27 protein-coding genes and 1 pseudogene are annotated in these 22,960 nt (G+C 56.9%); 3 read left to right on the top strand and 25 right to left on the bottom strand.

All coding sequences use genetic code 11. The annotated features are described in order from the left end of the window. Positions 1-758 (bottom strand): SDR family NAD(P)-dependent oxidoreductase (locus tag HDE79_RS18315; protein ID WP_184604100.1); only part of this gene is annotated, 758 nt, incomplete at its 3' end. A gap of 102 nt (positions 759-860) precedes the next feature. Here HDE79_RS18315 and HDE79_RS18310 point away from each other — a divergent pair. Then, on the top strand, positions 861-1,757 hold the full coding sequence (locus HDE79_RS18310; protein ID WP_184604099.1) for a LysR family transcriptional regulator: 897 nt from the start codon (positions 861-863) through the stop codon (positions 1,755-1,757). 397 nt (positions 1,758-2,154) lie between these two features. After that, complete coding sequence (locus HDE79_RS18305) at positions 2,155-2,643, top strand: PepSY domain-containing protein (RefSeq protein WP_184604097.1); 489 nt, start codon at positions 2,155-2,157, stop codon at positions 2,641-2,643. Positions 2,644-2,840: 197 nt separating this feature from the next. On the opposite strand, the gene HDE79_RS18300 is transcribed toward HDE79_RS18305, so the two are convergent. From HDE79_RS18300 to HDE79_RS18280, 5 genes are all read right to left on the bottom strand, one after another. Continuing rightward, the gene (locus HDE79_RS18300) at positions 2,841-3,581 is read right to left on the bottom strand and encodes a Type 1 glutamine amidotransferase-like domain-containing protein (protein ID WP_184604095.1); all 741 of its coding nucleotides are present in this window, start codon (positions 3,579-3,581) and stop codon (positions 2,841-2,843) included. A gap of 666 nt (positions 3,582-4,247) precedes the next feature. Continuing rightward, positions 4,248-4,487: a hypothetical protein gene (locus HDE79_RS18295; protein WP_184604089.1), complete on the bottom strand. Its 240-nt coding sequence runs from the start codon at positions 4,485-4,487 to the stop codon at positions 4,248-4,250. Positions 4,488-4,553: 66 nt separating this feature from the next. Then, a complete protein-coding gene (locus tag HDE79_RS18290) occupies positions 4,554-5,006 on the bottom strand; it encodes a hypothetical protein (protein ID WP_184604088.1) in 453 nt (150 codons plus the stop codon). Positions 5,007-5,060: 54 nt separating this feature from the next. Continuing rightward, positions 5,061-5,315, bottom strand: coding sequence for a hypothetical protein (locus HDE79_RS18285; protein ID WP_184604086.1), 255 nt, complete (start codon positions 5,313-5,315; stop codon positions 5,061-5,063). A 956-nt stretch (positions 5,316-6,271) separates the two neighbouring features. Then, positions 6,272-6,676, bottom strand: a complete 405-nt coding sequence (locus tag HDE79_RS18280; RefSeq protein ID WP_343206000.1) for a GFA family protein — start codon at positions 6,674-6,676, stop codon at positions 6,272-6,274. 148 nt (positions 6,677-6,824) lie between these two features. On the opposite strand from HDE79_RS18280, the pseudogene HDE79_RS18275 reads away from it, so the two are divergent. Further along, a pseudogene (locus tag HDE79_RS18275) lies at positions 6,825-7,804 on the top strand (IS110 family transposase). Between the two features lie 356 nt (positions 7,805-8,160). Here the strand turns inward: HDE79_RS18275 and HDE79_RS18270 are convergent. From HDE79_RS18270 to HDE79_RS18180, 19 genes are all read right to left on the bottom strand, one after another. Beyond that, a complete protein-coding gene (locus HDE79_RS18270) occupies positions 8,161-8,628 on the bottom strand; it encodes a hypothetical protein (protein ID WP_184604085.1) in 468 nt (155 codons plus the stop codon). A gap of 63 nt (positions 8,629-8,691) precedes the next feature. Beyond that, a complete protein-coding gene (locus tag HDE79_RS18265; protein ID WP_184604083.1) occupies positions 8,692-9,087 on the bottom strand; it encodes a hypothetical protein in 396 nt (131 codons plus the stop codon). Positions 9,088-9,141: 54 nt separating this feature from the next. Next, the gene (locus tag HDE79_RS18260; RefSeq protein WP_184604081.1) at positions 9,142-9,456 is read right to left on the bottom strand and encodes a hypothetical protein; all 315 of its coding nucleotides are present in this window, start codon (positions 9,454-9,456) and stop codon (positions 9,142-9,144) included. 7 nt (positions 9,457-9,463) lie between these two features. Then, positions 9,464-9,781: a hypothetical protein gene (locus HDE79_RS18255; RefSeq protein WP_184604079.1), complete on the bottom strand. Its 318-nt coding sequence runs from the start codon at positions 9,779-9,781 to the stop codon at positions 9,464-9,466. Beyond that, positions 9,778-10,326 carry a GNAT family N-acetyltransferase gene (locus HDE79_RS18250; RefSeq protein ID WP_184604078.1) on the bottom strand — a complete coding sequence of 183 codons (549 nt, stop codon included), beginning with the start codon at positions 10,324-10,326 and terminating at the stop codon, positions 9,778-9,780. The genes HDE79_RS18255 and HDE79_RS18250 overlap by 4 nt, the downstream gene beginning before the upstream one ends. Before the next feature lie 50 nt (positions 10,327-10,376). After that, positions 10,377-10,694, bottom strand: a complete 318-nt coding sequence (locus HDE79_RS18245) for a hypothetical protein (RefSeq protein ID WP_184604076.1) — start codon at positions 10,692-10,694, stop codon at positions 10,377-10,379. Positions 10,695-11,108: 414 nt separating this feature from the next. Further along, complete coding sequence (locus tag HDE79_RS18240; protein ID WP_184604074.1) at positions 11,109-12,587, bottom strand: DUF4034 domain-containing protein; 1,479 nt, start codon at positions 12,585-12,587, stop codon at positions 11,109-11,111. Positions 12,588-12,909: 322 nt separating this feature from the next. Beyond that, complete coding sequence (locus HDE79_RS18235; RefSeq protein ID WP_184604072.1) at positions 12,910-13,218, bottom strand: type II toxin-antitoxin system RelE/ParE family toxin; 309 nt, start codon at positions 13,216-13,218, stop codon at positions 12,910-12,912. Then, complete coding sequence (locus HDE79_RS18230) at positions 13,215-13,484, bottom strand: YlcI/YnfO family protein (RefSeq protein WP_184604070.1); 270 nt, start codon at positions 13,482-13,484, stop codon at positions 13,215-13,217. Before HDE79_RS18230 ends, HDE79_RS18235 begins: the two co-directional genes overlap by 4 nt. A 61-nt stretch (positions 13,485-13,545) precedes the next feature. After that, positions 13,546-14,238: a hypothetical protein gene (locus HDE79_RS18225; RefSeq protein WP_184604069.1), complete on the bottom strand. Its 693-nt coding sequence runs from the start codon at positions 14,236-14,238 to the stop codon at positions 13,546-13,548. Between the two features lie 568 nt (positions 14,239-14,806). Further along, the gene (locus HDE79_RS18220; RefSeq protein ID WP_184604066.1) at positions 14,807-15,349 is read right to left on the bottom strand and encodes a hypothetical protein; all 543 of its coding nucleotides are present in this window, start codon (positions 15,347-15,349) and stop codon (positions 14,807-14,809) included. A 58-nt stretch (positions 15,350-15,407) separates the two neighbouring features. Beyond that, positions 15,408-16,262 carry a trypsin-like serine protease gene (locus HDE79_RS18215; RefSeq protein WP_184604064.1) on the bottom strand — a complete coding sequence of 285 codons (855 nt, stop codon included), beginning with the start codon at positions 16,260-16,262 and terminating at the stop codon, positions 15,408-15,410. A 497-nt stretch (positions 16,263-16,759) separates the two neighbouring features. Then, a complete protein-coding gene (locus tag HDE79_RS18210) occupies positions 16,760-17,914 on the bottom strand; it encodes a hypothetical protein (protein WP_184604063.1) in 1,155 nt (384 codons plus the stop codon). A 24-nt stretch (positions 17,915-17,938) separates the two neighbouring features. After that, a complete protein-coding gene (locus HDE79_RS18205) occupies positions 17,939-18,124 on the bottom strand; it encodes a hypothetical protein (protein WP_255488498.1) in 186 nt (61 codons plus the stop codon). 24 nt (positions 18,125-18,148) lie between these two features. Next, positions 18,149-18,460 (bottom strand): helix-turn-helix domain-containing protein, encoded by a 312-nt coding sequence (locus tag HDE79_RS18200; protein ID WP_184604061.1) that lies wholly within the window; start codon positions 18,458-18,460, stop codon positions 18,149-18,151. Then, positions 18,457-18,771: a transcriptional regulator gene (locus HDE79_RS18195; protein ID WP_179476999.1), complete on the bottom strand. Its 315-nt coding sequence runs from the start codon at positions 18,769-18,771 to the stop codon at positions 18,457-18,459. Before HDE79_RS18195 ends, HDE79_RS18200 begins: the two co-directional genes overlap by 4 nt. A gap of 300 nt (positions 18,772-19,071) precedes the next feature. After that, complete coding sequence (locus tag HDE79_RS18190) at positions 19,072-19,677, bottom strand: hypothetical protein (protein WP_184604059.1); 606 nt, start codon at positions 19,675-19,677, stop codon at positions 19,072-19,074. A gap of 437 nt (positions 19,678-20,114) precedes the next feature. Continuing rightward, positions 20,115-21,734, bottom strand: coding sequence for a type I restriction-modification system subunit M (locus tag HDE79_RS18185; protein WP_184604058.1), 1,620 nt, complete (start codon positions 21,732-21,734; stop codon positions 20,115-20,117). Then, positions 21,731-22,948: an AAA family ATPase gene (locus tag HDE79_RS18180; RefSeq protein ID WP_184604056.1), complete on the bottom strand. Its 1,218-nt coding sequence runs from the start codon at positions 22,946-22,948 to the stop codon at positions 21,731-21,733. The genes HDE79_RS18185 and HDE79_RS18180 overlap by 4 nt, the downstream gene beginning before the upstream one ends. Positions 22,949-22,960: the final 12 nt, after the last annotated feature.

Here is a 22,960-nt window from a genome sequence, read left to right as displayed (position 1 = left end):
AAGGAGGTGCCAGTTGTCCCTGACGCCTGCTCCGAGCAGACATAGACGACCAGGTTTGCGACTTCTTCGGTTGTCGCAAAGCGATTGAGGAGCGACGTCGGGCGCATCGTCTTTATGAACTGTTGTTCGGCTTCCTGTTGCGTTATGCCTTGCTCTTCTGCGGTCGCCTTCATCCAGCCGCTCATGATCTCCGAATTGGTCGGACCAGGGAGGACCGAATTGACGGTGACACCCGTTCCGCCGACCACCTCGGCCAAGCCCCTAGCAACGGCGAGCTGAGCGGTCTTGGTCATGGCGTAGTCGATCATGTCTTTGGGGATGGCGAGCGCGGACTCGCTACTGATGAAGACAACGCGACCCCAGCCGCGCTTCGTCATGTTCGGCACATAGTGACGGGAGGCGCGAATCCCGCTCATGACGTTCAGCTCAAAGAGATCGGTCCACTCGCTATCGCCAATATCGAAGAAGGGCTTCGCTCGCCCCGTGCCCACGTTGTTGACGAGAATGTCCGCATCTGGTGCCCGCGCGAACAATTCCGCTGCGCCTTCCGAGGTCGCAAGGTCGGCGACGATACCGATGAATTCAACCTTTGGGAAAAGCGCGCGCAAGTCGCGAAGCGTTGCGGCAACCCTGTCCTCGCGGCGGCCGTTGACCACGACCGAGGCGCCGGCGCGTGCCAGTCCTTCTGCAATGGCTCGGCCGATGCCTGCCGTGGACCCAGTAACGACCGCCTTGCGGCCAGTGAGATCGATATTCATGACGCCATTCCTCAACGGTGGAGAGAACGGAGATTGTGGGTGATGTCAGAACCGCTGATAATGGCCTAGATTTCAATAACATTAATTCTCAAGGCGAATGGGTTGGATAGATTCCACGAATTAAGCGCCTTCATAGCCGTGGTGGAAGCAGGCGGTTTTACCGCCGCCGCGCGTAGAACCGGCGATTCACAGTCGGCGATCAGTAAAGCCATCGGCGCGCTCGAGAAGCGCCTCGGCGTGGTGTTGTTTAACCGAAACACGCGTAGCGTGACGCTTACGGACCAAGGAAGGAGATACTACGATCGAGCAAAACCGCTTCTTGACGGTATGGATGACGCCGACAGCGAACTGACCAACAGCACGCATAAAGTCTCGGGTCTAATCAGGATCGCTGCATCGGGTACTTTCGGCCGTCTTCATATTTTGCCGCTTATCCCCGACCTGTTATCACTCCATCCCGGCCTTCAGGTAGATCTCGTTCTCTCTGACTTCGTGCGAGATATGGTGGAAGATGGGATTGATCTGGCGATCCGGGTCGGGCGCGTGAACGATCCTGACGCGATCGCCAGGCGCGTGGCCAGCACTCCCCTCGTATGTGTCGGGTCTCGCCGCTACTTCGAGCAACGCGGAATGCCAAAGACCCCCGCCGAGCTCGTCGATCACAATTGCCTTTTATATCGCGGCTTGACGGAGTCAACGCATTGGCCTTTTGTGGGGCCAGAGGGACGGTTTAGCGTGGCCGTGCGCGGAAATCTCACGTCCAACAGTGTCGAAACGATCCGGGCTGGTGTGCTAGCCGGTGTGGGAATCGGCCGGTTTGCCAAGGTCTCCCTTGCCGATGATCTCCGAGATACCGAAGTCATCACCGTTCTCGACGAATTCATGAGCGACGCCAGAGACATAAGCCTCATCTGGCCAAGGCGCCGATTTGTACCGGCGCGCGTGCGACGAGTCACCGATTTCTTCGCGGAGGCTATTCCGCAGCGTATTTATCCTTAAACTTAGGAAAAATGCTCGGCGATGGTCAGAAGTAGTGACCACAAAATCGTGGCACTAACTTTTTTGTTTCACGATCTCCCTTGTGAGTTCATCGAGTTCCATCTGGAGATGTGGATCCCGTATCTCGGCAATCGTGCCATGCCCGACGATCGCTCCGTCCCTCAGCACCCTGGTCGCGAGAGAGTGAACCTTCCTCCACAGCGCCCGGCTTTCGTGATTCGCGCTGCCGGTTTAGCCGGATGGCGGACTTGGTCGATGAAATGTTCATTCTCTGGCACGGAGGTCCTCTTGCGGTGGCCTGAGTCGGGGCTAAACGGAATTCGCCCGTTCACGCCGGTTTGCCTGACGCCTGCGCAAGCTGGCCTCCCAAACTTCGTTGACACAGAAGGACTTCACCATGAACAAGCGCATGCTTCCCCTCTTGCTGGGATTGTCGGTTTGCAGTGCCTCTATGGCGCAAAACGCACCGACGCCGGCCGCCGCCACCCAGATGACGGCCACCACCGTGACATGGGCGACTCCAGCCAGCGGCGCGCTGACCCAGGACGCCATCGAAACGTCCATCGCCAACGCCGGTTACAAAGAAGTCGAAGGTCTGGCGTTCAAGGATGGCGTCTGGCGCACCAAGGCCCGCGGCGGCAACAAGCAATGGTCCAGGCTGGCCGTCGGCCCGGTCACCGGCAGAGTCTATCCAGCCGATGCGCCGTCCGCCCTCAACGCGGACGAAGTTAAAGCCAAGCTGGCAACGGCCGGCTACCAGAACTTCACTGACGTCAAATTCGATGACGGCCTGTGGAGCGTCGCCGCCAAATCACCGCAAGGCAGCGACATCAACCTGCTGGTCGATCCAACCGACGGCAGCGTAGTGGCGCAGTCGCGCGAGTGATGGCTTCAATCGGCTGACAGCCAATGCAGGCGGCTCTGTTTTCAGTTTTAGCACGTGCTGCCGGTGACGCTCTTTATCCCAACAGATAAAGTTATAACATCGTAATCGGATCATTGCGTGAGCAGCCAAATCAAAGGAGACGGAGGTAGTTATCCACGTTTAATTACCTCCTTCCCCTTATTTGCGCGTGCGCCCGTCTACGCAGTCGGCAAAAACAATTTCCAATGACCTTCGGAAACGACTTGGACGACACCATGGCTCACTGCGATGGCGGTCTGATCATCAATGGCATAGACCGGCGCCGGTATTTTGGCGGCCCATTTTTCAGCATTCTCCAAGCAGGCATCCGGATGATTCGGGTTGTCGAAATGCGGGATCAATGCAAAGTCGACCCACCCTGCTCCGTGGGCCGTGACCAGAAGGCTTGGGACCTCGCCCTCCGCAGTTGCGAACGAGAAGTTCTCAGACGTCAGCGCGTCGCGATGACCACTGGGCGGATTGGAGTAGTTTTCTGAAAATGTCGAAGACACCGCCATGCTCCCGGCGCTTACGCCCACGTAAACCAATTCATCTCGCAGTGAGGGCAACAGCTCGGCGAGGCCGGACCGACGCATCCAGTCAGCCAGATAGACGGGGTCACCGCCCCACACCAACAGGGCATCCGCCTCTTCCACCAGAGGGATCCAATCTTCTTTAGCGATGCTCGGCAGTGCGGTGAGTTCCAGAACGCCCAGCGATTTCCAGCCCAGTTCACACAAAGGGCTCCGCGCTTTTCCGGCGAACGCCTGCCACGCCATGGCAGCATGGCGCGGATAGGCATACATGGCGGTGGGAATGAAGAGCGCGCTGCACTCGGCGATGGGCTTGCCCAACAGCTCGACCAGTGCGGCGTGGATGCTGGCGTTGGTAATGCCGCCGGACGTCAGAAGAAATTTCATGCGGTTTCCATCGTGTCATTGAACATGTTTAGCAACTCATCAAGTCGACGAACGGCGTCCGCCGTATTCGACAATGGTCCGCTTTCTTTTTTCGGGTGTGGATTCCGGTGATGGTTGAGCAGTCTTCCAGCGCGGTCTGAACTTTGTGCCAGTGTTGGTCACCCTTCTGGTATTGCCCAATTCTGGTCGTCAGAGAGGTCTGCTATGGGTCCAGGCTGTGTGAAAACTATTTGCGTTGCTCGCGAGAGTCGCATTCTGAGCAATGAGCAGATGTCCAGACACTCAGATTTCGCCACAGACGGCAAAAACAATCGAGATTTGCGTTCGTCAGAGCCGACCTTGAGTTTTCACACAGCCTGGGTCGACCTCTGCCCCTCGCAGCTTGCTCGGTCGTCGTCCGGACGCCAAGGGCGGCCGACGGCCGATAGTGTTGAAAAACTCGCTTCGAAAACTCGAGATCGTTTAAAGCGAGAAAATCCGGCCGCAACAATCGCTTTCTGTCGGCCTGAATGTGTAAATTTGTACAGAATCGAATTGTCGTTGCCGTCGCGATTCAAAATTTGGACGTCTATTTTTTAAGTTGGAGTTTTTCAACAGAATCGACCAGAAGCAGACGTTCAACGCTGGAGTTAAGCGGCGCCAAAGGCTTCCGCCTTGAACGAGTAGTTAGACATTGCGGCGGCCACCGATAAGAAACCTAATGATTGCCGCAAATATGAGCACAAACATGAGAAGGAAACAGCCACCAAATGAGACCGCAAAAAGCAGCATACCGCCGGATAGGATGACTGAAACCGTCTCCCAGCCCAGGTGCTTAGCCCCGAGGGACAAGATCATGCATGCCATGAAGCCGAGCCAAAACCAAAGAGCGGCATGTTTGGCTTTGAACAAAATGGGCGGAATCATGATGGCAACGCTCTTCAAGGTCTAACGCTGGAGTTAAGCGGCGGCGAAGCCACCTTGAACGAGTGGTTAGAACCCATTGCCCGATAGATAGGCCGGTGAACGTAACGTCGCTGAGTATTGCTCGCCTGAAAGAAATGGCCAATAGGAAATGTCGCGACCGCGAGTGGCCCGATGCGAGTAAATCCTGCCGGCAATGCTCAGTGTGAACAAATTGGCGATGGTGAGCAGAACAGCTGCAGGCTGTGAGAGAACAGGCCAACCGTATAGAAGCCCCGACTTGAGAAAGAGGATGCAGCGTGCAGCGACTTCGCGTACTTGCGGAGAAAGCCGATCGCGCCCTTTGAGGTGGTACTGACGCAAATCGCAGTACATGAGCCAGAAAGCCTTGTTGTAAATTTCACGAATTGCGGGATCGCTTGATCTCGGAATGCGATCGTCAAACTGATAGTTCGTGATGAGCCCCGCGACCAATGAACGCGAAAGCTCTGCAAGTTTGGATCGCGCCTGTGCATCAATCATGAGCTCTAACGCTGGAGTTAAGCGGCGGCGTAGCCCGTCCACCTTGAAGAGTGGTTAGGCCTCGCCACCGGGCAGACCTGCTGCGACTAGCTTAAGCCTTTTGACAGCCTCGGCGGAGCCAAAGCGACCAGCTCGGCGATAGGCGTCTAGGGTTGAATCTGCGTCGGAGCAAACTCTAGACAAAATATGCTCCGCGATGGCCTGATGTGGTGCGATGCGATTAGCAAGTTTCGCAAGCAGAGCTTGACCAGCAAAATCGTACTCGTGGCCGTCCAATGCATAAGCGCAGTAGAAGCTGTCGTAGCTCACGCAGAATTCCAAGAATGGCAGTTCGCCGGCAGCGCACTGGCGCACCAAATTGTCGTGGTGATCTAGGGCTGCAAGTAGCTCTGACTCTAAGAGTGCGTCCATGTGATCTTGAGAGGCCTAACGCTGGAGTTAAGCGGTGGCGGAACCGTCCGCCTTGAACGAGTTGTTAGATGCTCACACGCGGAGCGGACGATTCCTGCAACCAGTAAAAACAGTGTTCGCAGTACTCTGCCGACAATGGAGACATGTTGCGGCGATGAAGGTTGAGCTTAAACCACCGCAGAGGACGTTGACCACAGTGAGGGCAGAATAGCTGCGGTGCCTTAATGCTGAGGGCTGCGCCAGTTACGAGTAAGCCTACGGAGAAAGCGACAAACGCTGCAATGAAGTATGACGCGCCGAAAACGGCAACTACGACAATCGGCCCCACTGTGCTGAATAGAGCCAGCGGCCAAAGCCACAGGGTTTCGCGACTATTGACCGCGCAGCTCTGAGACCAAGCGCGCATCACTTCAAGGTCGACAGTAAATCTCCGTTCCATAGGAAGCCTAACGCTGGAATTAAGCGGCGGCGAAGCCCGTCCGCCTTGAATGATTTGTTAGGACCCACGCCACTGCGCAACAACAATGCACTTAGTGACGATTTGCTGGATCCCCTGAGTAAAGGTTGAACGCTTGCGAGTCATCCCTGTTGGCATATGGATTGGGTTTGGGTGTGGTGAATGTGTCCTCGCGAAGCATGTAACCGATCCAAGCGAAGCCTAAGACTGGCAGCAGCCACACGATCACGGACTGTAAAACCTTTTGGCTAGTTCGGTAGGAGGCACTGCGGACGACGCCAACCGTGACAGCAAGGTTGGCGATGACCAAGAAAATAATTGGTACCAGCACATTCTGCATTTGTGGGCCTAACGCTGGAGTTAAGCGGCGCCGGAGGCGTCCGCCTTGAACGAGATGTTAGGCCTCATGCCGATCCGCTGGATGGTTGACGCCGTCATTTGTGGGAACATCTGGAATGGCTAAGGGATTGACACCCTCAAGGCAGCCAACGTTGTAGCCATATTGCTCCGGATTTGAACGGCGTTGATGATGCGTGTAGATACCGCAGTTGGAGCAAAAGTAGTGCTTGGCTATGAGAGTGTTGAACTGATAGAGCTTGAGGTACTCGGCTCCTTTGACGATGCGGATGCCGCTCAGCGATACGGAGGCTACGACAGCGCCTTTGCGCCTGCAAATGGAGCAGTCACAACGTCTCGGATTGACGATGCCATCCGGGAGATCTAATTCCAGCTCCACTGAGCCGCAATGGCAAGTAGCCCGATGCTTGGGTTGTATGGGGACTCCGCCAACTTCCTTGATCACTGCTGATTCCTCCAATGAGGCCTAACACTGGAATTAAGCGGCGCCGAAGGCGTCCGCCTTGAACGAGTAAAAAGAGACTTCCTCCCCTTTCGGCCTCGAGGGCCATGATGGTGTTGCGAAACATCCGTCAGCAGAAGAGGAAGTCTCCATGAGCACTATAACCATTGGCGTGGACTTGGCGAAGAGCCTGTTTTCGGTGTGTGAGATGGATGCGGCAGGCCACGTGCTGGGCCGGCGGGATCTGGAACGCGAGGCGTTTGCGCTGTGGCTGGCCCAGCGGCTGGCCGGCACGGTGGTGGCGATGGAAGCGTGCAGCGGCGCGCACCATTGGGCGCGCCGCTGCCTGGAGTACGGACTGCAGCCGCGGTTGATGGCGGCGCAGTTCGTCACTCCGTTCCGCAAGAGCCGCACGAGCAAGAATGATCGCAACGACGCCGAGGCGATCGCCACCGCCGCCCGTCAGGGCAACATGCGCTTCGTGCCGGTCAAGGATGTCGACCAGCAGGCGCGGCTGGCATGGCATCGGGTGCGTGAGGGCTACAAGACCGAGTCGCTGGCCATCGGCAATCGCCTGCGCGGTCTTCTGGCCGAGTTCGGGGTCGTGGTGGCCAAGGGCGACCTGGCGTTGCATCGAGTACTGGCAGCACTGGATCAGCATGCCGCGCTGCCGGATGAGTTCAAGGAGTTGCTGCGTGACCTCAGCGCCCACTGGGCGCAGGTGCGCACGGGAGTTCAGGAACGGTCGACAACTGGCCGCATGGCTGGGTGTGGTGCCGACACAGCACTCCAGCGGTGGACACACGCGGCTTGGCACAATCAGCTGTCGTGGCGATGCGTACCTTCGCACGTTGCTGATCCAGGGCGCGCGCAGCAGTCAGCAGCGGGCCAAATCGGTCAGCGTGGAAAAGTCCACGCCGGAGCAGATCTGGATACGACAGCTGGATGGCCGGATGCCGTTCGGCAAGGTGCTGGTGGCGATTGCCAACAAGCACGCGCGCCAACCTGTGGGCGATGCTCGCGCATGATCTTGACTACGATCCGCACGCCTGCTTGAAGCACCCGACTGGGTGGCCTCGGGCCATGGCGCAGCGTTCGGCTGACCAGCACACCCTCACTGCGATGGCATGAATCGGCACCTGCAAACAAGTTCCACGTCAGCGCTAAGCGGTAGCAACGGGTCAGACCCACCCGGAGAGAACCTGACTAACATTCTGGACGTCCCAACGTGCTTCGGCTGATCCCCGAACACCGACGACACCGATGAACGAACGAGGTCTCCGGGCGCGGTTTATACCCTGGTCCGAGCCGGCAGCAATGGCTCAACAAGACCGTTTACGGAAATGCAGTCTGACAACGTTCAACACCGCGCAGCACTGACACGCACGACGCAGCAAACAGGACAACACGATGAACAGCGAACGCCTGAAAGCTCAAGGCAAGAACATCAATCCGGCGGTATTGACGGGAAGTCTCTTACGGAGTTGTTAGACCTTGGGTCGCGGCCACTTAAACATTCGGTTACCGATGTAGCCCGAAGCTTTTTTCTCTGGAAACGTGGATGACAGGAAATTCTTCAGCAGCAGCCAGTCACTTCGGTGGAATGCCTGAGGAAAGATCTGAAAAGTGCCGTAACCGACGAATTGAATCATGAACACGCTTTGGCCGGACCCGTAGTATTTGAGGTTCGACCACGAAAGCTCATAAAGCGGCCTGAAGCGAAACTTGATGATGATCTGGCTATCAGAAAACTCCAGTTGCGATGGAACGAACATGAGCCAAACAGCAAGCGGGGCAATAGCGATTGGAATGAGCATCGAGAAAATATAGTCTCGGGTCCACCAGTCACCCTCGCCGTAACCCTGCCAAAGGTACCCGATGGTAGCGAGCACTAGAATGGCACTGAATACCCAAGTCACGCAGCGGTAAAAGTTCGGATGCAGCTGAGTGGTCATAGGCCTAACGCCTGAGTTAAGCGGCGGCGGCGCCGTCCGCCTTGAACGAGTTGTTCGCCAACTCTACCTGTTACGCGCTTTAGAAACGTGCCAAGCGAAACAACTGGCTAATTCGGGAGGTATGCCTGGCGCGTGCTGAATCGCCCAAGCCCTGATGCTTTGCTCTTCTGCTGGACGGGCCGCACCGCTCCATATTGTTACGAAGTGAGTGCGGACAGGCTCGCCTTTGAGGAACAGAAAAGGAGAATCGGAGTCGAATGTTTCGACATAGATGATGTGCCAATTGGCAAAAGAAAAGACCTGCTGCACCGAAGCCGAGCTGGTCTTGAGTTGTTGTGCCAAGACAGGCGCCCATGCGACCTTTTGCGCGGTTGTGAGCTTTTGACTCACTGCGCTGCAAGGCGATGCAAGTGTCTGTGAACAGACGATGGCTAAGACAATAAAGGCGAGTATGCGCATGTTGGCTAACGCTGGAGTTAAGCGGCAGCGAAGCCGTCCGCCTTGAACGAAATGTTAGGTGTGCAGCATGGAGCCAACGCAAATTATAAGTAGCACAAGGCCAGCAAGGGTAAGACAAAGAATATAAAAAACTTTGTTGCCTTTCTGGTCATTTTTTACATGAGACTCGGGGTTGCGCCACTTGTCTAAGACAGCCTCCCACTCACTTTGAAGCTCCATGGCGGCTGCGATGAAAAGCGGTAAAAAGCCAAGGAAATACACAAACTTTGATACGGGAAGATCTGGATTCTTTGGAGAGAGCCAAATAGCCGTTGGCAACGTGACTAGGATCAAAGCCGCAATTTTCCATTTCGATGCTGTCGACTTCATTTGCCACCTAACGCTGGAGTTGAGCGGCGGCGCAGCCGTCCGCCTTGAACGAGCAGTTAGGCGCCACTACCGTGATTGTGTCGCCAGACTGCATAGCAAGCTCGTAAAGCCCCTCACCTTTCTCGCGAAATTCCAACACTGAGACCGACGAACCCCAAGGATAGGATGCGGGAATTAGTAGCTCAGTGACGCTGTAGAAAGTGACCGTGAACGGCTCAAGCTTATGTGGTGTGCCTGAGAAATTGAAGCTGCATGTGCGTGCCTGCCAGTCGAAGTTAACGGCAACTAGAGACGCATCATGGAGTTTGTCGATGGATGAGGTCATTTCTCTTGACGCCTAACACTGGAGCCGGAGGCATCCGCCTTGAACGAATTGTTAGGCATTTGAAAGCAGAAGCGCCGAATTTCATGCCCGACAAACTTGCCTGACTTTAGCTGATGCCTACCGATCTCGATGAAGCCATTGTGTTCTAGGACGCGAGCAGATGCTTCGTTTGACGACAGACAAGTGCTGAAGATTTTGCGGGATGAAAGTGTTTCAGTCGCGTACCCAATAGCAAGCGATGCGGCTTGAGTTGCAATACCGCGTCGCTGAAAGGGGGTGGCGATCCAGTAGTCAAGCTCGGCGCTCTTAGCCTCATCATTGATGGCATTCAGAGAAATGATCCCGCAAAAATATTCCTTGAATACGACAGCGAAGACTTGGCTCTGACCCGCAGCAATGCGCTCCGAAACTGCCGAAAACCATTGCTCAGCACCATTCTGTGGGTATGGCGACGGAAGATTGCTCGTGGCCGCGATTTGGTGGTCGGAAGCGTAGAGCTGCACATCTGGAAGATGGATTTCTGATATTGCCGTGATCGAGATCATGGGCCTAACGCTGGAGTTAAGCGGCGGCGAAGTCCGCCTTGAACGAGTTGTTAGGCCTGGTACGTGATGCAAAAAAGAAGCTCACTGCCAGATACCTCCGGATTGCGGTGATGCTCAACTTGCGAGTCTTGCATGGTGCTGCGGAACCAAGCATATAACTCGGCCTGACTTAGCTGTGGAACTGACGCGGTGCCTTGGTGTTGCTGTGAATGGCCGAGCTTACCATCGGGGTAGCGGAGCCAACCATCCCAGCCCAAAACAGAGACGCCCGATTGCGCCATAAGTTGCAACGCTTCGAGAGCCTCGGAAAGCGGCAGCACGAGCTCGCTTGACGAGGCTGACTTGGATTGAAATTCTGCGATGCTCAATGAAAGGCCTAACGCTGGAATTAAGCGGCGGCGGTGCCGTACGCTTGGATGACTGGTTAGGCACGGGAAACTGACCTAGTGCCTAGCTTGAGATATAGAGACAATGGGCGCCGCAACTTGAGCAATGGAACTTCGATGACCGAGTGCCCAATGCAGGGGCAGCCTGAACTACTGTGCTGCCGCCACAGACAGGGCAAATTTTATCGGTGTAGCTCGGCTGGCTTGCTTTCGTCATTGCGGCCTAACTACCTAATAGACCGACCCGGGTCGGGTTATACATCTCGCATCAAACGAGACCGCAACAGACGACGAGGATGGCAACGGACGAGCGGCTCATGTCTTTTCTTTGTCCGCGGTGGAACGTGATGCGGCGAGTGGAGAGATCGGCAATACCGGTGACACGAGAGTCACGTCCTAGGGGTGCTGCGGAGTCAGACTGGCCGGAACCGGTTGCGATGATTTGGTGAGGAGTTCACGCATGCGGCTGATATGCCACTGCATGATCGGGTCGTTGCCAAAGTGATCTACAAAATACTGATAGGTGGCACTCAAATCGGCGCGCGGCTGATTCTCCACAATGGTCGCCCGCATGGCCCACCCGCCTGGACTGCCGGGGTATTTGCGGATGATGCGATCAGCAATATCCCACGCCTTGTCCCACTCGTGTGTCTGGTTGGTGTAGAGGTTTCCCAATGAGGAAAGCACCTCGATGTCGTCGGGAGCCATGGCCAGTGCGTGCTCGAGATCCTTTTCGGCAGACGGGTAGTCCATCAGCGACATGTAGATGTCGCCACGCAGCCGGTAGTTGGCGGCAATCTGGGGATTGCCGGCGATGAGGCGGTTGGCGTCCTCCATCGCCATGTCGGATTCGCCCACGGCAGGAAGTTCGAAGTCACGCCGCCTGCGCACACCCCAAGCGCCAGGCTGAAAACGCATCACCTCTGACAGATAGATCACCGCCAGTTCGGGATGCCCGTTTTCGCTGGCGGCAAAACCGGCGTTGGACAGGAGCGACGTGCTGGCGACGTTGTCGAACACCACGGGAAAAGCCGACCAATTGGCCGACGATTCGCAGTTGCACACGTCATACTTGTAAGCAGGCTCCGCCGAAAGCAGGATCGTCAGCAGCGGGTTCTGCTTTACGTAAGCCTGCGCCTGGACAGCAACACGATCCATGGCTTCCAGCGAGCCGCCCCATTTGGGCTCCGCCGCACCACTGAGCACGCCGTAGATCGAATAGTTGTCGGGCGCGGCCGCCAGTCCGCGTTTGGCGGCATTGAGCGTGTAGTCATCACCCAGACTCATCGAGCCGGCATTGATCATCGAGACATAGGCCGGCGTGACCTTGGGGTTCAAGGCAACCGCGCGCTGCAGGTCGGTGTCGGCCTGTGCCAACAGGCGGTCCATGGCGTCGATGTTGCTTTGAGGTGTATCACGGATATAGGCCCCACCGCGTGCATCGGAAGCCATCGCCACATACGCCATGCCACTGGCCGCATAGGCGAACGCGCTGGATGGCGACGCGCGCTTCCAGGCATCCAGCGTCGAGCGGACATCGAACGAGCCATTGTCGAAAGCGTTGTAATAGGTACGGTCCAGCACGCCCGGTGCCGCGGGTACACTGATCTGTGCCTGCAGATCCTGCTCAAGCTGGTGGTCGAGATCGGCGGCATGTCCGGTCTGGATGAGCTTCTGCGCCTCGGCGAACGAGATCACCTTCTGCAGGTGGTAGCGGCAATAGGCCACGACAGTCGCGTGCGACCAGTGACTATTCGGCGGATCGGGATAGGCAAGGCAACGCTGCACCAGACTGTTGATCGCTTCCGCCGCCTTGACCTTGGCCAGGAACGCATGAATGTCATCGATCGAGTAGACGAAAGTAGTACGACCCATTCCCGCGAACGGCATGTGGTGCGTGGGCGGTTGCGTCACCTGTGGTGGGTGCGCGCCATTTTGCATGGCGCTCGGCATTTGCTTGCTTGTAACTGCCGTCGTCCAGCCCGCCAAAACCATAAGCAGCGACATACCGGCCAACCGCTTCCATTGCTTCCACAAGTCCATCGTGATCCCCTTTGGCTTCCAAGCGCACGAGATTATCAGAGGGTTGCGAATCATGTCAGAAAGGTGCGCATGGTCTTCGCCGCCGAAACCGGGGGCAGAGTCGACTTTCCAACATCGCCCTCAAAGAACTCCACTCTGACCCCAGTTTTTGGAATCAGTGGTAATCGTCTTCGCGTTGGTGCCGCACCGCCAGCACGGTAACTGTTTTGCCGTCATCGATTTCAAACAGGGCCACATAGCCGGATACGCCGAAGGCAATGATCAACTCGCGCAGGAAGGTGTTGTCAGGCGTGGCCTTTCGGCAACTGAAGGGTGAAGTCTCCAACAAGCCCAAGCCATTGCGGATAGCGGCCAGTGCTCGCTCGGCCGTGGTCCAGTCACCGTCGTCGCGAGTCAGGGCAAACTCATACAGCCGTTCAAGGTCGGCAAGCGCCTCCTCCGTGAAACGGACCTTGAACTTCACGCCGAGGCTTTCTTTGCCTTGGCCAATCGCGCTTCCAGCTTTTTCATCACGGCAGCCGACGAAAAGTACACCCCGGTAGCCTTAGCCTGATCCCGGGAAGCCAGTCCCCGTGCGATGAAGGCAGCCTGCTGCTGCCGCTGCTGAATCTGCGCCCGCAATGCGGACTCGACAAAGCCGGACAGACTTTCTCCATCACGCAGAACTTCTTCCGCAGCGCGGCGCAGAACCGGCTCCACACGCAGCGAAGGGATGGTCGCGCTCTTCATGAAACCTCCTGATGCGATGCAATTGCGATACATATTGGCGCAATTCAACGACCCGGGCAAATCACCGGAAAAAGGCGGCGCCCGAGACCCCAGGGCGGACGCAGCGCATGCTCGTTCCGGGCTGGCTTACGAGGTGATTTAACTTCCCCGTCCCGCTTTCCAAGCGTTTTCGCGCGACACGGTAGACGCCCTGCTCTTCGCTTACGCCGGTGTGCGAACCGCGCGCCGGCCCTAGCCGCTGCGATTCCACCTGGCGGATGATCTCTCGCACCGCGCGCGCGTCGCCGAAGATGGCGTTCCCCAGCAGCGATAGCGTGTGGTCGGCCAGCTCGGCGTCATGGCTGGCGGTCACTACATCGCCATGGGCTACGATCATGTCGATCAACTGGTTGAGCGTATCGACCTGCTCAAGGGTCATGCCGAAGAGGTAGCGGCCAGCCGCGTCGCCGGGCATCGCCTCTGCGGCTTCAGGCTCCGCGCCAGCCGCAGCCGCCGCTTCGCCTTCAGACCGGTAGGCCGGAAACGAGAGGTCGTCCAGCACGAGGCCCACCTGCTCCGCCAGCAATTCCAGGCAGATCGCCACCTGCTGCACATTGATCTCGGGGATCCATTCCTGATGCACGTCCGGCGTGCGCGGTTGCGCTATATGCGAAAGGAACTCGGCGTACTCGCGCAGCTTCTGCAGCCGGAGCTGGCTGTCCTCCGGCAGAAAATAACCCATCGTTTCCCGATCATCCGAACCGAACGTTGACATGGTCGCCTCCTGATTCCACAGCAGTGCCCGTCCACGGCATGACGACGGACGGGAAGTCGGGAGGCTAGAAACCGCAGGTAGCCGGCGGGCGTATTCCCCTTGCGGGTGTTGTATTAGCCGCCCTCCCGACGCAGGTGTCACGTCGGTTGCGCCCGCTGATGCGGGCACAAAAAACCCACCGGTTTGTCGGAGGTGGGTACCGCTACCTGGGAAGTTTCTAGGCTCCTTGGAATCGAGTCTGCTACTGCAAGGGAGGGGAGTCAAGATATGCGCGGATAAGCGAACCTGATCCCGATAGCTCTTTGACTTTCTATTCGATCGACTGAAATGCCTTGCTCCAAATCGGCTCACTCGGAAAGGGATACCGATAGGAAACAGCCATCTTTCTTCTGTCGATAACTGTCGCACTCTTTTGCCCGATACCTCTTAGAAAAGACTGCAATTTCGGGAGCGTCGTTCCGTCCAAAAAGATCGAGTAAGCATCGCCTCGCTTGATCGTCCGTGGCGAATTGAGTCCTGGCCAATCCTTTGGCCAAAAAGCAGAAGGGCCTGGCGCATATCCGTAGTCTCACATCATCACTTCGACGTATCGCGGCACCCACTTTTTGCTGTTGGCGAAATCTAAACTGCAAAGCGATTTATTCAAATCCAGCAAAGACTGTGGTGGCATTCCCGAGCCGGATTTTCGCTGGAACCGGTTGGGTGGCAAGCAGTCCAGACCGTAGACCTCGGTGGCCACGGAAGTACCGCTGTCATGGAAATAAAACTTTGCCATAGGCATATCCGTCGCGCTGCCTAGGTCGTAGCGATGCTTCAGTCCTTGACCGACAAGAGCCGTCTTGGCTTGTAGTAAAAGTCCGTTGAGTTCGTTTGGTGCCAGCCGAGTGAAGTAGTAGGCCTGACCTGCTCCGCTCCCTCGCACGAAAATCACATCGCCATTTTCGTAGATCGCGACCCTCGGTGAATCAGAACCCAGCACCATCGCCCACGGATCCGTTTCAATAGCGACGAGAAGTGGCTGCGGCCCGTCAAACGGATGGAAATCTTCTGCCGGACACAGTCGAGCCACGCTGAAGAACACGATGAAACAAAACAGACGATTAAACACCATGCGACCTCCATGTAAGCGCGGAAAAACAGTTGTCATTGCCCCCTTCGGCCCTGCCTTGTCAGCTCTTACCATCCACAGTGCTACCACCACTGCGTTCTTTGTCGGTAAGAATGACGTTATCAATCCAATTCGTGTAGTGGCTCAGGCGGACGTTGTAGTTGGTTTGACCATAAAAGCCTGGGTGGAGAAGAATGGCGTTGTCTTTCCCACGTTTCCAGGAAACCAGTCCAGCCACTTGCCATTGCTCATTGACCTGGATGAGTACGGGGCCGCCGCTGTCGCCATCGCCCGATATGCCTTCCAGTGGCAACGCTGACGGTGGCTTATGGAATGTGTAGCAGAGCCATCGGTCTTGAACGCCGTTGATCGTGTTGAATGCGCGACGGAGAACCGTGCGGTGGGCACCGTTGGCATCCTGCCCGCGCGATCCCGTTCCGGTCGCCCCCCTGCCCACGATCTTGATGTTCTTTCCCAATTCGTCGTTTCTTGTGTAGATGACGATGGGGGCAACATCTGTGACCGGCTCGCTCAATTTCAACAAAGCGACGTCGTTCGATGCCGAGAGGAACGCGATGATCTGAGTCGCGTCATTGGTTTTTAGTGCCTTGTCGATAAGCGGTTGAGGAAGTTTTTGGTACCCCGGATAAAGCACAACACGTTCAACATGCCGAGGGACATGATTGATGGTCACCGCGTTGACGCCGCCGGATTGCCATGTCACCGCATGGGCGGCAGTGACTACCCACTGCGGATCGATCAATACGCCTTGGCCTTCCATCGGTATATCGGCTAGCGCAGGCAGTTCGGAATCCGACACCCGATACTTCGCGTCATCGACATCGTCACGAATGACAACCGCACTCGCGGAGAACGAAAGAACCAGCAGCACCAGGCAAAGCGACTTCGACAACATGGGGGTTCTCAGGCAGGAGGGGAGATTCATAGGGTCAAGTTAAACTGGCCCCTTTGTTGGACTATTTTGTGGACTGCTCTTGGACGAAGTTCTGCGCAGCATGCAACATATTTTTATCGGGATTAGCTGCGCAGTATTTCCCAATACTGGCGCGAACCGCGTCGGGCGTTACCATGCGAACCGATTGACGATTTGGGTCAGCCGTGAAGTCGTGCCCTGAGACATAACCTTGAACCCAGTAAATGCCAACCACCCTAACCTGCTCCGATTCAGTCCATACCCCGCATCCGGCTACATCAAACGCCACAACGTTTTGGTTAGCGTGACAGCCCGACTGAGCGAATGCAGCGACGGCCAGAAACGCCATTGTTCCGAATTTTCGCATTGCTAACCCCTATTTGATTGTTGCTTGGTTCGTAACCGAGCCTTCTCAACCTGACCCCGCTTTTTGGAAATCGAGTAGGGGGCTCTGACCAACTTAGTTACCTTTTCCCGATCTATTTATCAGCAAGTTCAGTGTGGAGATATTTCTTAATAAGGGCGGCACAGAACCCTGTGTTAACGGCAATTTTTTCGGTAGATCCGTAGCGTGCACAGATCACGGAGTCTGAGCCTTTGGACTCTTCGAAAACAACCTTGACCAGTTGCAGATCAATAAAGTCTTCGCGAACAATCCAGTAGTTCAGTCCGTTCGCTACGTCGTTTGAGTAGGAAGAATGAAACGGCAGATGACGGTCGGACGGCGGCGACTCGCCGAGACTTTTCAAAATGTTGTCGCGCTTGGACAGGTACTGGTCGCGCGTTATTTGATCGACCACCCTATGCGGGTCCTTATCTTTGTAGACGGCCGCGACCATCAACGAAACTGAAGATTGAAACGAACCGTCGTCGCCAATCTGGCGGGCGGCCAATTCAGGAGAGTTCTTTGACCTATCAATTCCCCTGGCGAGATACGCACAGTCCATTGCATCGCTGTATTTCGAGGTGAATACGCAGTTGAAAAGACTCCGCGTGTAGTGGTCTCGTCCAGCCACGCAACTCGCCACGAACTTCGCTTCCATCGGATCGTTTGGCGGAAACGTCATATTAAAGAGCGAACGTCTCACGAGTCGGTCGCATTCTGCTGGGGATAGCCCACCGGACATTGCAGCGTTAGGCGCTGGGTCGGACTGGCGCACAGTTGGGAACACGTTGTTACGAAGCGCGTCCACTGCACGCTCGCAAGGCGCGGCGTCACCACCTGCGGCACGAATCTGGCGAACCTGGGTTGCGGTAAGGTCCGTGATTTCTGACGATGCCCGGCGTTTGCATTCGACCGCTGCCTCGGAAGGCCCTCGCAGAAGAATCGCGTTGTGCAGGGTCACGGTGCGCTCCTGCTGCGCTTGCGTGATTTGGACACGGTCGGAAAGGAGATCGGCGGTATTACCACCAACGCGATCGACGGCTTGCTTGTTCTCAAGACACGCCAATTCAGTTTCAACAACTTTTAAGCACACCTCAGGTATCTGCCGGTCAATCGCCGCATCCTGGGTCGCGGATTGATTCGGATCTACGCGACCCTGATTCGGCGCCGACCCGTTCGAACAGGCAGCAAGGATTGCCATCGTCGCTGCACAAACTACACGCGCTACACCTGCCTTGTATCCCTGCATTAGTCAAACTCCAGTCGAACAACATTAATGAGCCAAATTCAACCGAATCAGCGCCCGGTTGTCGTCGGACAGTACTTCAGCCAGCGAGCGCATGGAGGTGAACCATATCTTGGATTCGTTGAGGCGCGGCTGATGATCACCGCGCGCAATGGCCAGCGCGCGGGCGCGAATGGCTTGCTGAGATGCGATGCCGATGACCATTTTCTTCATGACGTCGTTCTCTTGAGCACAGCCTCAAGCCGCCGCCAGTACTTTACGCACCGTGTTCGGCGCTGCGACAGCAACCTTCAGCAACGCCTTGGCAGCACCGCTCGGCTCGCGCCGCCCCTGCTCCCAGTCCTGCAGCGTACGAACGGACACGCCAAGCATCTCGGCGAAATCAGCCTGTGACTGACCGAGCTTGATCCGGGCTTCCGTCGCCTGACTCACCTGCACGGTGAACTTGCGCCCGCCACCTGCCTTGATCTCGCCGATCGCTTCGAGCACTTCGGCGCCGATATCGCGCTTGGCATCGCGGGCGAGAATTTCTTTGCTCAACTTTTTCATGACTTCACCATGTGGTCCTTGATCAGCCGTATGACGCGCGCCGATAAGTTGTCCTGTTTGTTCTTGGCATAAATTGCCAGCAACCATATCTGCCCAGCCTGAGTGACCTCGTAGTAGATCACCCGCACACCGCCACGCTTACCCTTATCTGCTGCACCCCAGCGCATCTTGCGACAACCGCCGGAGCCGGGAATCAGATCACCCGCGTCAACATGTTGCGTCAGGTACCACTGCATGGCGGTGTACTCCTCCTCAGTGAGGTAGTCGTACACATACTTTGCAAACACGGATGATTCGATGAATTCGTACAAGGCAGACTCCTTTCTGCGCCAGCTAAATGTACGGCAATGCCGTATGCCTGGCAAGATGATCGATCAGGCCATCGGTAACTTGAACCCCTGCTCCTTCGCACAGTCCACAGCCACTCATTCCCCACATCCGCATACCGCACCGCATCACTCCGGTGCCCAGATACTATTCGCCGCCAAGCGGAAACGGGCCTGCGCGAGTAACGGGCCCAGAGACATTTTCAACGCTGGAAAATGTCTCTGAAGACGCATGCCCAGTCTCTCGCTACTCCAGTAAAGGCGAATCGTGCTCGCGTTCTTTACTCAGTGAACCCGAAAGCTTTCTCGCTCAATCCGGTAGACACCCTGCTCTTCGCTTACGCCGGTGTGCGAACTGCGCGGTGGGTTGAGCCTCTGCGATTCCACCTGGCGGATGATCTCGCGCACCGCGCGCGCGTCGCTGAAGATGGCGTGGCCCAGCAGGGACAGCGTGTGGTCGGCCAGCTCGGTGTCGTGGCTGGCGGTGACTACGTCGCCGTGGGCGGTAATCATGTCGATCAGCTGGTTGAGCGTATCGACTTGATCCAGGGTCATGCCGAAGAGGTAGCGGCCAGCTGCGTCGCCGGGCATCGCCTCTGCGGCTTCTGGCTTCGCATCGACCGCAGGCGTCGCCTCGCTTTCGGATCGGTAGGCCGGAAACGAGAGGTCGTTCAGCACGAGGCCCACCTGCTCCGCCAGCAATTCAAGGCAGATCGCTACCTGCTCCACATTGATCTCGGGGATCCATTCCCGCTCCACGTCCGGCGTGCGCGGTTGCGCTATATGCGAGAGGAACTCGGCGTACTCGTGCAGTTTCTGCAGCCGGAGCTGGCTGTTCTCCGGCAGAAAATAACCCATCGTTTCCCGATCATCCGAATCGAACGTTGACATGGTCGCCTCCTGATTCCATCGCAGTGCCCGTCCACGACATGACGCCGGACGGGAAGTCGGGAGGCTAGAAACCGCAAACAGTCGGCGGGCTTATTCCCCTTGCGGGTGTTGTATTCGCCGCCCTCCCGACGCAGGTGTCACGTCGGTTGCGCCCACAGATGCAGGCACAAAAAACCCACCGGTTTGTCGGAGGTGGGTACCGCTGTTTGGGGAGTTTCTAGGCTCCTTGTGAACGAGTCTGCTATTGCTGCTCGATGGTGTCAACACCACGCGCGGACGACGCGAGGAGACTGACCTACTTACTGCGTAAGCAGTATGAATGTAATTGTGGCGCTGATCGCGAAAGACCGCCGTAGGCAGAAAAAAACTCGCGCGCTTCTCTAGTTTCAAGGCACCGGCACCAAAGACCTGCACCGTGGTCCTTGTATCGTCGGAACTCAAGGCAAGGGCGCCAGCCTCAGTTCCGCAAGAAACGCGTTGTGGCGCTTCTTCGCCTCGCCAATCTCCAACTCGATTGCTTGCAAATTGGCATACACGGCCGTGAGATCGATTTCCTTCTCATCCTCGGCGGTGCTGACATAGCGTGAGATGTTGAGGTTGTAGCCTTCCTCAGCGATCCGCTCCATCGAGATGCGCTTGGAGTAGCGCTCATGCTCGTCCCGGTTCTGGTACGTGCTGACGATCCGTTGGATGTTTTCATCCGTCAGCTGGTTCTGGCGCTTGCCCTTCACGAAGTGATCGGCGGCGTTGATGAACAGCACGTCGTCCGGCTTCTTGCACTTCTTCAGCACCAAGATGCACACCGGGATGCCGGTGGAATAGAACAGGTTGGCCGGCAGGCCAATCACCGTGTCGATATGGCCGTCGGTGAGCAGCTTAGTGCGGATCTCCGCCTCTTTGCCGCCGCGGAACAACACGCCGTGCGGCAGGATGATGGCCATGACGCCGTCGTCCTTCAGGTAATGAAGACCGTGCAGCAGGAAGGCGAAGTCGGCCGCGCTCTTCGGTGCCACGCCGTGATTCTTGAACCGCGAATCCTGGCTCGCTTCATCCTTCGGCTCCCAGCGGTAGCTGAAGGGCGGATTGGCCACCACGGCGTCGAACTTGGGCTTCTTCGCCGGATTGGTTTCGCGCAGCCAGTCCCAGTCGTTCTTCAGGGTGTCGCCGTGCCAGATCTCGAACTCGGTGTCCTTCACACCGTGCAGCAGCATGTTCATGCGCGCGAGGTTGTACGTGGTGATGTTGGATTCCTGCCCGTAGATGCGGCCGATGGTGCCGCCGGCTTCGGTCATGCGGTGGCGCACGTTGAGCAACAGGGAACCCGAGCCGCAGGCAAAATCGAACACGCTGTCCAGCTTGCGGCGCGGTCCAGCTTTCGGCTCCTGGCTGTCCAGCGTAACGATGGCCGAAAGGATGTTGGAGATCTGCTGCGGGGTGTAGAACTCGCCGGCCTTCTTGCCCGAGCCGGCTGCGAATTGGCCGATCAGGTACTCGTAGGCATCGCCCAGCGTGTCGCTGTCAGTGGAGAACAACGCCATGCCGCGCGCGATCTCGCTGATGATGGCGCACAGCTTGGCGTTGCGGTCGGGGTAATTGCGGCCGAGCTTGTCCGAGGCGAGGTTGATCTCCGAGAACAGACCCTGGAAGTGGCTCTGGAAGGATTCTTCCTCGATGTACTTGAAGCCGCCCTGTAACGTGTCCAGCAGCGTGTCGTCCTGCATCTTGGCCAGATGCACGATATGGCCCCACAGGTACTTGGGCTTGATGACGTAATGCGCTTTGCGCCGCATCTGCTGCTCGAACTGTGCCACGTCCGCCTTATTGGCCGCATACCAGACCGACAGCGGCGTCTTGCCGGCGTTGCCGATGGCGTTCGGGTCCGGATAGTCCGATCCCAACTCCTTCCGCGCCGCCGCCTCGTAGTTATCGGAGAGGTAGCGCAGGAACAGGAACGACAGCATGTAGTCGCGGAAGTCGTCTGCGTCCATCGTGCCGCGCAGCTGGTCGGCGACGGCCCACAGAGTCTTGCCGAGTTCTTTTTGGTCTTTGTCGTTCATGATGCCGGATCTGTCTCAGGGATGGGGTCAGGGGGGAATAGCGCCTTGTTATAGGGATAGCGATCCAGAAAATCCCGCACGATCTTCCGGAAAAATTTCTTCGTCTCGTCCCCCATCTCCACCGGCTCGTAGAGCGAATATTTGCCGTGGCTCAGAAGATCAACAAAGCGTTGATGCAAAGTACCGTCAGCGTCGTCGGGATCCTTCTTGATGCAAGCGCCAAAGTGCGTATAGCCGTGAAACAGCGCCGTCTTCTCGAGAACCGCTCGCAGCATGTTGAAATGGTGCGTTTGGATCGCCTTGCCCCGCGCAACCTTGTCCAGTTCGACCAGTGTCGCGACGTGGTGGAAGGACGGCGTATCCCCTCGCTCCTGCTTAAGCTCGTAGCGATTGCTCGCCCGCTCCCGGCTGAGTACGTACTGTGACGCTCTTCCGCTGAAGTAATTCTTCAGTTCGTAATGCAGAACATTGAAAAACAGGTGGTGATGGGTGGAGATGATCGTGCCCACCTTGATCTTGCCTGCTGCAAATTCACCGGCCTCGTCCTTCGCGGCATCCCGATACAACTGCACAAGATGATTGGCGACCACGATAGCGTTGTGCTCGTCCAGCGACGAGATCGGATCGTCGATGTAGACGTACTTCACCCACTTGTAGGCCTCGGCGCCATCGAGCACTAGCTGCACGATGGCGAGGAAAAAGCACCAGATGAAGATGTTCTCCTCGCCGCGCGACACCTTGATCGCAATCGGATCACCGTTTTCCTCACGCTCACGGAAGAACATCACCGCTGGCGGAAGCGATTCCCCCACCTCGTCCGAAGAATCCGGTGGTCTACGGCGGTCGTAGTCGATGTAGAAATTGAAATCGGTGTAGCGTTCCAGCAGCTTGCCGATCTGTACCTCCATTTCCAGCTCGCGCAGGCCGTTGAAGAACTTCGAGCCGGTATTCAGCTCCAGAAGCCGTTTCTTTTCGTACTCCAGATCGTTGTCCCAAGAAAACAGGTCTTCGGTATAAGAATTGAAGTAGAGCGTGTCGCGCTTTGTGGTTTCACCATCCTCGGTGACCTTCCGTCCCAAGTCTCGGAATGCTCCCGACAGGCGCGTTTTACCAACACCGTTGTAGGCGTAGAGCAAGACGAATTTCTTCTTGTCCAGCTCCTCCCGAAGATGCTTCGCCAACGCCGGAAGATCGGGGAACGGCACGGCGCCCATGGCCTTGCGCGG

The organism is Rhodanobacter sp. MP1X3, from assembly GCF_014207165.1.
In the GTDB taxonomy this organism is placed as follows: Bacteria; Pseudomonadota; Gammaproteobacteria; order Xanthomonadales; family Rhodanobacteraceae; genus Rhodanobacter.
Note: the sequence above shows the minus strand (reverse complement) of the source record. Positions and strands in the feature narration are given on the sequence as shown.

Excerpts from the sequence above, each read along its gene's own strand:
- HDE79_RS18270 (WP_184604085.1), bottom strand. The coding sequence starts at position 8,628 with ATGACCACTCAGCTGCATCCGAACTTTTACCGCTGCGTGACTTGGGTA.
- HDE79_RS18240 (WP_184604074.1), bottom strand. The coding sequence starts at position 12,587 with ATGGGTCGTACTACTTTCGTCTACTCGATCGATGACATTCATGCGTTC.
- HDE79_RS18180 (WP_184604056.1), bottom strand. The coding sequence starts at position 22,948 with ATGGGCGCCGTGCCGTTCCCCGATCTTCCGGCGTTGGCGAAGCATCTT.
- HDE79_RS18295 (WP_184604089.1), bottom strand. The coding sequence starts at position 4,487 with ATGATTCCGCCCATTTTGTTCAAAGCCAAACATGCCGCTCTTTGGTTT.
- HDE79_RS18205 (WP_255488498.1), bottom strand. The coding sequence starts at position 18,124 with ATGAAGAAAATGGTCATCGGCATCGCATCTCAGCAAGCCATTCGCGCC.
- HDE79_RS18265 (WP_184604083.1), bottom strand. The coding sequence starts at position 9,087 with ATGCGCATACTCGCCTTTATTGTCTTAGCCATCGTCTGTTCACAGACA.
- HDE79_RS18215 (WP_184604064.1), bottom strand. The coding sequence starts at position 16,262 with ATGTTGTCGAAGTCGCTTTGCCTGGTGCTGCTGGTTCTTTCGTTCTCC.
- HDE79_RS18210 (WP_184604063.1), bottom strand. The coding sequence starts at position 17,914 with ATGCAGGGATACAAGGCAGGTGTAGCGCGTGTAGTTTGTGCAGCGACG.
- HDE79_RS18230 (WP_184604070.1), bottom strand. The coding sequence starts at position 13,484 with ATGAAGAGCGCGACCATCCCTTCGCTGCGTGTGGAGCCGGTTCTGCGC.
- HDE79_RS18260 (WP_184604081.1), bottom strand. The coding sequence starts at position 9,456 with ATGAAGTCGACAGCATCGAAATGGAAAATTGCGGCTTTGATCCTAGTC.
- HDE79_RS18290 (WP_184604088.1), bottom strand. The coding sequence starts at position 5,006 with ATGATTGATGCACAGGCGCGATCCAAACTTGCAGAGCTTTCGCGTTCA.
- HDE79_RS18185 (WP_184604058.1), bottom strand. The coding sequence starts at position 21,734 with ATGAACGACAAAGACCAAAAAGAACTCGGCAAGACTCTGTGGGCCGTC.
- HDE79_RS18220 (WP_184604066.1), bottom strand. The coding sequence starts at position 15,349 with ATGGTGTTTAATCGTCTGTTTTGTTTCATCGTGTTCTTCAGCGTGGCT.
- HDE79_RS18190 (WP_184604059.1), bottom strand. The coding sequence starts at position 19,677 with ATGTCAACGTTCGATTCGGATGATCGGGAAACGATGGGTTATTTTCTG.
- HDE79_RS18305 (WP_184604097.1), top strand. The coding sequence starts at position 2,155 with ATGAACAAGCGCATGCTTCCCCTCTTGCTGGGATTGTCGGTTTGCAGT.
- HDE79_RS18200 (WP_184604061.1), bottom strand. The coding sequence starts at position 18,460 with ATGAAAAAGTTGAGCAAAGAAATTCTCGCCCGCGATGCCAAGCGCGAT.
- HDE79_RS18300 (WP_184604095.1), bottom strand. The coding sequence starts at position 3,581 with ATGAAATTTCTTCTGACGTCCGGCGGCATTACCAACGCCAGCATCCAC.
- HDE79_RS18225 (WP_184604069.1), bottom strand. The coding sequence starts at position 14,238 with ATGTCAACGTTCGGTTCGGATGATCGGGAAACGATGGGTTATTTTCTG.
- HDE79_RS18250 (WP_184604078.1), bottom strand. The coding sequence starts at position 10,326 with ATGATCTCGATCACGGCAATATCAGAAATCCATCTTCCAGATGTGCAG.
- HDE79_RS18255 (WP_184604079.1), bottom strand. The coding sequence starts at position 9,781 with ATGACCTCATCCATCGACAAACTCCATGATGCGTCTCTAGTTGCCGTT.